Below are 6,489 nucleotides of genomic sequence, written 5' to 3'. Positions count from 1 at the left end.
CGGGGACCAGTCCGGTGCCGGTGATGCGTCGGCCGGCGGGGCCGATGGGTCCGGTCCGTCGGGGAACAACGGGGCGGGCGGAAGCCAGGCGCTGGAGTCCGCCCGCTGACCGGCCGGACGCCCCGCCGGTTCCACTCGGGCGATGACGCGGTCCGGCCCTCGGCGCAAGGGCCGGACCGCTGAGCGTGCGGACCGTCACGCGGGCGCCGCCGCCCCGCGCGCGGTCGCGTCGTCGTCCAGTTGCAGCACCCGGGCGATCGCCTGGAGGACCTGGACGGACGGCGGTCGCGACCCTGTTCGAGCCGCAGGTGGTAGTCGGAGCTGATGCCGGCGAGCATCGCGACCTCTTCGCGGCGCAGCCGTTCAAAGGACCACCGTATGGCCGCCGTCCCGGGTTCATGGGTGGCCCTGTCACTCCCAGGAACGGGCCGGCCGGCCGCGGGGCGCGCGTCGCCCCGCACCACCGACATATGGGATCGGCACGTTCACAGGGGCTGCGTAAGCGTCCGCGAAGCGCTGTAATTGCAAAATGGGCGGTGAGGGCGCTGCGGGACGCAGAACGAGAACACTCCGTGCCGAACTTGCCCTCAAAACCCTCGGCGCGGACCTCGACCCGCGCGAGCGCCTGCGCCGCACCCTGGAACAGGCACTTGTCTTCGCCGGAGCGACGCTCGCCGCCGTCTACACCCCGACAGCCGACGGCGACCAGGTCTGCCTCACCGAGTCCGTCGGTGTGCCGCGCACGCTGTACGGACTGCGCGACGTCTACTCGCTGTCCGCCGGTGGCCCCGCGGTGGACGTGCAGCGCTCCGGGCTGCCCGTGTGGCTGACCGCCGAGGACCTCGGCCGCTGCCCGGACGCCCAGCGGCTGCCCTCCAGGGACTTCTCGCTCGCCGCCCTCCCGCTGCGGGAAGGAGGGTGTCTGGTCGCTGTCAGCGACGCCCTGGAGGGCTTCGACGCCGAGGAGCGCGAATGTCTCCGGCTGCTCGCCGAGGCCGTCGCCGGTCCCGCCCCGGCCGAGGACCACGCCAAGGAGCTGTCCGGCAGCTTTTTCAGCCTCGCGGTCGACAGCGGCCGGGTCGAGGTCGACGACGAGATGCTCCAGCTGTTCGGCATCGAGCCGGACGAGTTCGACGGCCGGGTCGAGACCCTGCTCGCCCGGACCGTGCCGGACGACCTGCCCTCCCTGATGTCCGTGGTCGAGGCCGACCATATGTCCATCGGCGACCGGGAACTGGAGTTCCGCATCCTCCAGCCGTCCGGCGAGCCCAGGTGGCTGCGGCTGCGCGGGCGCCTGCTGCCCGCCGGGGAGGGCCACCCGGCACGCCTGGTGGGAACGGTTGCCGAGGCCTCGAAGCTGCGCTCCGCCGTCAGCGACGTCACCCGCATCCAGCAGCTCGCCGCCGCCCTCGCCACCGCGGGCACCGTCCGCGACGTCAGCCAGGCCGTGGTGTCCGCCCTGCGCAAGCCGCTGAGGGCCGACCGCGTCGCCCTCGCCGAGCTGGAGGGCGACCGGCTCGTGGTGACCGTCCTGGACCCGCCCGAACCGGAGGCGTGGCCGGAGCTGTGGCGGACCGAGTGGCGTTCGGAGTGGCCCGACGCACCTGTGCGCGCCATGCCCACTCTCGCCGCGGCGCTGAGCGAAGGCGGCGCCGGGATCTGGGCCACCGGCACCGAACTGGAGCCCGCGCTGGCGGGGGTGGGCCCCGGTGGCCTCGCCGTGCTGCCGCTGCCTGCGGGCGGCAGCACGGCCGGCGCCTGCCTGATCGGCTGGAACGAGCCGCACGACTTCGGACCCGACGAACGTGCGCTGCTCACCGCCGTGGCGGGCCTCGCCGGGCAGGCGCTGGTACGCGCCCACGCCTTCGACGCCGAGCACGAACTCATCGGCATGCTCCAGCGCGCGCTGCTGCCGCGCCGCCTGCCCCGGCTGCCCGGCGCGGTCGCCGTCGCGCGCTATCTGCCCACCACCGCGGGTCTCGAGCTCGGCGGCGACTGGTACGACGTCATCCCGCTGTCCGACAACCACGTCGCGTTCGTCATCGGCGACGTCCAGGGCCACAACGCCGGCGCTGCCACTCTGATGGGCCAGATGCGTACGGCCCTGCGCGCGTACGCGGTCGAGGGTCACCCCCCGGACGTCGTCGTCTCGCACGCCAACCGGCTTCTCATGGACATGGAGTCCGACCTGTTCGCCACCTGCTGTTACGTCGACGTCGACATGGAGGAGGGCTCCGCCTGGTGTGTCCGCGCCGGCCACCTCGCACCGGTGCTGCGGCATCCGGACGGCAGTACGGAGATCGTCGAGTCGGAGGGGGGTCCGCCCCTGGGCGTCGTGGACCGGGCCGACTTCCCGATGAGCCTGCTGCGACTGCAGCCGGGTACGGTCCTCGCCCTGACCACGGACGGTCTGGTCGAGTCCGCCGCCCTCGACATCGAGGTAGGTCTCGCGCGGCTGGCCGAAGAACTGTCCGCCGCCGATCCGGGGCACCTCGGGCTGGTCGCGGACGCCCTCCTCGCCGGTGCGAACCGCAGCGACGACGTGGCCCTGCTGCTCATGCGCTACGACGGCCTGGCGGTGCGCCCGCTGCGCGAGAGCTGGACGGTGTGGCGCGTCCCCGAGGCGGTCCGGCACGCACGCCGCTTCACCCGGCGCAGCCTGCGTGCCTGGGGCGTCACGCAGGACGTCGACGTGGTGCTGCTCGTCGTCTCCGAGCTCGTCACCAACGCCCTGGTCCACACCGGCGGTCAGGTCCGACTGCACCTCACCCTCTTCAACCACCGGCTGCGCATCGCGGTCTTGGACGCCTCACCGCGCACGCCCATCAAGCCGACGAGCATCGGCTGGGAGGCCACGGGCGGCCGGGGCATCCTCCTCGTCGAGGCCATGTCAGCGGCGTGGGGGACCGTCCCGGTCAGCGGCGGCAAGCAGGTGTGGGCGGACGTCTCCCTGCAGCAGGAGCCGTCGGCGGCACGCAGCTGAGCCGGATGCCCGGGCCCTGACGTCGTGACACCCTGCCGTCGTGCGTCTGCTCCTCATGTCCGACACCCACCTGCCCAAGCGGGCCGGGGAACTGCCCGCGCAACTGGTCGCGGAACTTCCGCGTGCCGACGTCGTGATCCACGCCGGTGACTGGGTGGACATGGCCACCCTCGAGCTGCTGGAGAGCCGGTCCGCGCGGCTGATCGGTGTCCACGGCAACAACGACGGGGCCGACCTGCGTTCCCGGCTCCCCGAGGTGGCGCGCGCCGAACTCGACGGTCTGCGCCTCGGCGTCGTCCACGAGACGGGCAGCGCCCAGGGCCGGGAGCGCCGCTGCGCCGCGCGTTTCCCCGACCTCGACGTCCTGGTCTTCGGCCACAGCCACATCCCCTGGGACACCGTCACGGACACCGGACTGCGTCTGCTCAACCCGGGCTCCCCGACCGACCGTCGGCGCCAGCCGCATTGCACCTACATGACCGCGACCGTGTCCGGCGGTGAACTGACGGACGTGGTCCTGCACCGGCTGCCCCCGCGCACCGGACGAGGAACGCAGACCTGAGCCCGGCCCGTCACCGGCCACCGGAGCGGGCGCGCGCGATGCGGCGCAGGCGCACGAGCGCAAGGGCCGTCACGACGATGGCCGCCGCCACTCCCGCGAGGCGCTTGGCCACCGGAGCCCCCGCGGTGCGCAGCAGGTCGATGGGCTCGGGCTCGTCGGGGCGTTCCCCTTCCCGAGGCGCGGCGGGAGGGACGGGCCGTTCGGCCGCGGCCTGGCCGTCCAGCCGTCGGGCCAGGCAGTCGGCGAACTGCCCGACCAGCTTGTCACCCACCTCGGCGAGCACCCCCCGCCCGAACTGCGCCGGCCGTCCGGTCACGGTCAGTTCGGTGCGCACCGAGACGGTCGTGCCCCCGTCGTCCCGTGGCTCCAGCGTTCCCGTGACCGTGGCCCGCGCGGTGCCCTGACCGCGCGTCTCCCGGCCGTTGGCGAGCAGCACCATCCGGTGCGCCGACTCGTCCTGCTCCTCGAAGACGGCGGTGCCCCGGTAGGTGACGGTGACCGGGCCGACCTTGACCTTCACCGACCCCGTCACGGTCTTGCCGTCGTACTCCTCCACCGTCGCGCCCGGCATGCACGGCGCCACCCGCTCGATGTCGAGGAGCGTCCGCCAGGCGTCCTCGACCGGGACGGGGACCGTGAACTCGTGGTGCAGCTCCATCTGTTTCCTCCTCCATGACGCAGTTGCGACGGCCGCGACGACCCCTACGGCGACTCGTGAGGGGTCCGGCGCGGATGGATCGCCCCCGATGTCGCCGCCAGTGGTTCTCCGGTGCCGCCCCACCGTAGTGCGACGATCTCGGCGGCCACGGACACCGCGACCTCCTCGGGCGTGCGCGCCCCGAGGTCCAGGCCGATCGGTGAGCGCAGCCGGGCGAGTTCGGCATCCGTCAGCCCGGCTCCGGCCAGCCGCTTCATCCGGTCGTCGTGGGTGCGGCGGCTGCCCATCGCCCCGATGTACGCGGCCGGCCTGCGCAGCGCCTCCTCCAGCAGCGGCACGTCGAACTTCGGGTCGTGGGTCAGCACGCAGATCACCGTGCGGTCGTCGGTGGCGGTGCCACGCAGATACCGGTGCGGCCAGTCCACGACGACCTCCACGCCCTCCGGAAACCGCTTCGGCGTGGCGAAGACCGGACGGGCGTCGCAGACCGTGACCCGATAGCCGAGGAAGTCGCCGATACGGGCCACGGCGGCCGCGTAGTCGATGGCGCCGAAGACCAGCATCCGCGGCGGCGGCGCGAAAGAGTGCAGGAAGACGGTGACGGCGTCCTCGCGCCGCTCGCCGCGCGGGCCGTAGTGCCGTCGGCCGGTGGCGCCCAGGGCGAGTTCGCCGCGTGCGTCGGCGGTGACCGCGACGTCCAGGCCGCTCGAGCCCAGCGAACCCGACACGTCTTCGGACCACACGGCGAGCGTGGCCCCGCGCGGCGCGGGACCGTCGACCACCGTCGCCACGGTCACCGGGCGCCCGGCCGCCACCGACTCGGCCACCGCCCCGAACGAGACGTCCTCCCGCGGCGTCACCCGGCGCACCAGCAGAGTGATCTCCCCGCCGCAGGTGAGCCCGACGGCGAACGCGTCCTCGTCGCTGTAGCCGAAGGTCTTCAGACAGGGCTCGCCCGACTCGACGACCTCCTGGGCGAGTTCGAACACGGCGCCCTCGACGCAGCCGCCCGAGACGCTGCCCACGACCTCGTCGCCGGGACCGACGGCCATCGCTGCTCCCGGCGCGCGCGGCGCGCTCCGGCTCACGGCCACGACCGTGGCGAGCCCGAACGGGGATCCCGTCGTGTACCACCGGTGCAGCGCCGGAAGGATCTCACGCATCACGCGCTCCCTCGGTCACGGTTCCGCTCCTCTCACCACCGCGGCCAGACGTTCCAGCGCGGCGGGACTTTGCCCCTCGACAAAAGCGTCCACGCTCGGCAGCGCCGCCGCCATACCGGCCGCCAGCGGCGCGTAGCCCGGACGAGCCTTGAGCGGGTTGGCCCAGATCACCCGGTGCGCGAGCCGGTGCAGCCGGCGCATCTGGGCCGCGAGCAGCGCCGGATCGCCACGTTCCCAGCCGTCCGACATCAACACCACGACCGCTCCGCGTGCCGTGCCCCGCTGCCCCCACCGGTCGAGAAAGGCGCGCAGCAGTTCACCGAGCCGGGTGCCGCCGCGCCAGTCCGGCACCGCCGCCGCGACCGCCGCCAGGGCGGCTTCCGGATCCTGGTGCGACAGTTCCCGGGTCACCCTGGTCAGCCGTGTGCCGACGGTGAACACCTCGGTACGGCCCCTGCGCGCGGCCGCGTGCGCGAAGCGCAGCAGGGCGTCGGCGTACGGTGACATGGAACCGCTCACGTCCACCAGCAGTACGACACGCCGGGGCCGGTCCGTACGGGTGTGCAGTCGTGGGCGCACGGGTTCGCCTCCGTGGCGCAGCATGTCGCGCACGGTGCGCCGGGGATCCACGGTGCCACGTCGCGCGGGGTGCCGTCGTGCCGTACGCCGTGTCTCGCCGCGCAGCGTGAATGCGGCGAGCAGCCGGTGCAGCTGCTCGCGTTCGGCCGTGGTCAGCCCGGCGAAGTCACGGTGGCGCAGTACCTCGGTGCGGCTGGCCAGCGCCGGCGCCGCCCCTGCGTCCCCGGCACGGGTGCTCGTACGGGGAGCGGACCGTGCGTCCCGGACCGTCATCCGCAGCCGGGGCGACGGCGCCGCGCGGCCGTTCCCGGAGTCCGGGGCGTTCCCGAAGTACGCGTCGAACACCCGCTCGTAGCGCGCCAGGTCGTCGGGGCCGGCACACAGGGTGAGCCGGCCGGCCCAGTACACATCGGAGCGGACCCCGAGCCGTAGTACGGCGAGCGCGCGCAGAAAGGCCTGGACGCGGTCCGGTCCTGCGTCGACGCCTGCCGCGCGCAGGGCGCGGGCGAAGCCGACGAGGACGGCGGGCGGGTCGGCGTTCATG

The 6,489-nt window shown here is 73.7% G+C and carries 5 protein-coding genes and 1 pseudogene; 2 read left to right on the top strand and 4 right to left on the bottom strand.

Annotation, left to right across the window (positions count from 1 at the left end):
* Positions 1–219 precede the first annotated feature (219 nt).
* Positions 220–470: pseudogene (locus tag VXC91_RS47075) on the bottom strand (helix-turn-helix domain-containing protein); the annotation flags it as partial.
* Between the two features lie 59 nt (positions 471–529).
* Between VXC91_RS47075 and VXC91_RS26175 the strand changes: the two are divergent.
* On the top strand, positions 530–2,983 hold the full coding sequence (locus VXC91_RS26175; protein ID WP_329509792.1) for a SpoIIE family protein phosphatase: 2,454 nt from the start codon (positions 530–532) through the stop codon (positions 2,981–2,983).
* A gap of 40 nt (positions 2,984–3,023) precedes the next feature.
* On the top strand, positions 3,024–3,545 hold the full coding sequence (locus tag VXC91_RS26170) for a metallophosphoesterase family protein (protein WP_329509791.1): 522 nt from the start codon (positions 3,024–3,026) through the stop codon (positions 3,543–3,545).
* 10 nt (positions 3,546–3,555) lie between these two features.
* On the opposite strand, the gene VXC91_RS26165 is transcribed toward VXC91_RS26170, so the two are convergent.
* Genes VXC91_RS26165 through VXC91_RS26155 form a run of 3 tightly spaced genes read right to left on the bottom strand, consistent with a single transcriptional unit; the run spans position 3,556 to position 6,488 of the window.
* Positions 3,556–4,203: an SRPBCC family protein gene (locus VXC91_RS26165; protein ID WP_329509790.1), complete on the bottom strand. Its 648-nt coding sequence runs from the start codon at positions 4,201–4,203 to the stop codon at positions 3,556–3,558.
* Positions 4,204–4,247: 44 nt separating this feature from the next.
* On the bottom strand, positions 4,248–5,366 hold the full coding sequence (locus VXC91_RS26160; RefSeq protein ID WP_329509789.1) for an XdhC/CoxI family protein: 1,119 nt from the start codon (positions 5,364–5,366) through the stop codon (positions 4,248–4,250).
* 15 nt (positions 5,367–5,381) lie between these two features.
* Positions 5,382–6,488, bottom strand: a complete 1,107-nt coding sequence (locus VXC91_RS26155; RefSeq protein WP_329509788.1) for a vWA domain-containing protein — start codon at positions 6,486–6,488, stop codon at positions 5,382–5,384.
* Between the last annotated feature and the right edge of the window lies 1 nt (position 6,489).

This window comes from Streptomyces chiangmaiensis, from assembly GCF_036281785.1.
In the GTDB taxonomy this organism is placed as follows: Bacteria; Actinomycetota; Actinomycetes; order Streptomycetales; family Streptomycetaceae; genus Streptomyces; species Streptomyces chiangmaiensis.
This window is presented reverse-complemented; position numbering and strand designations above follow the sequence as displayed.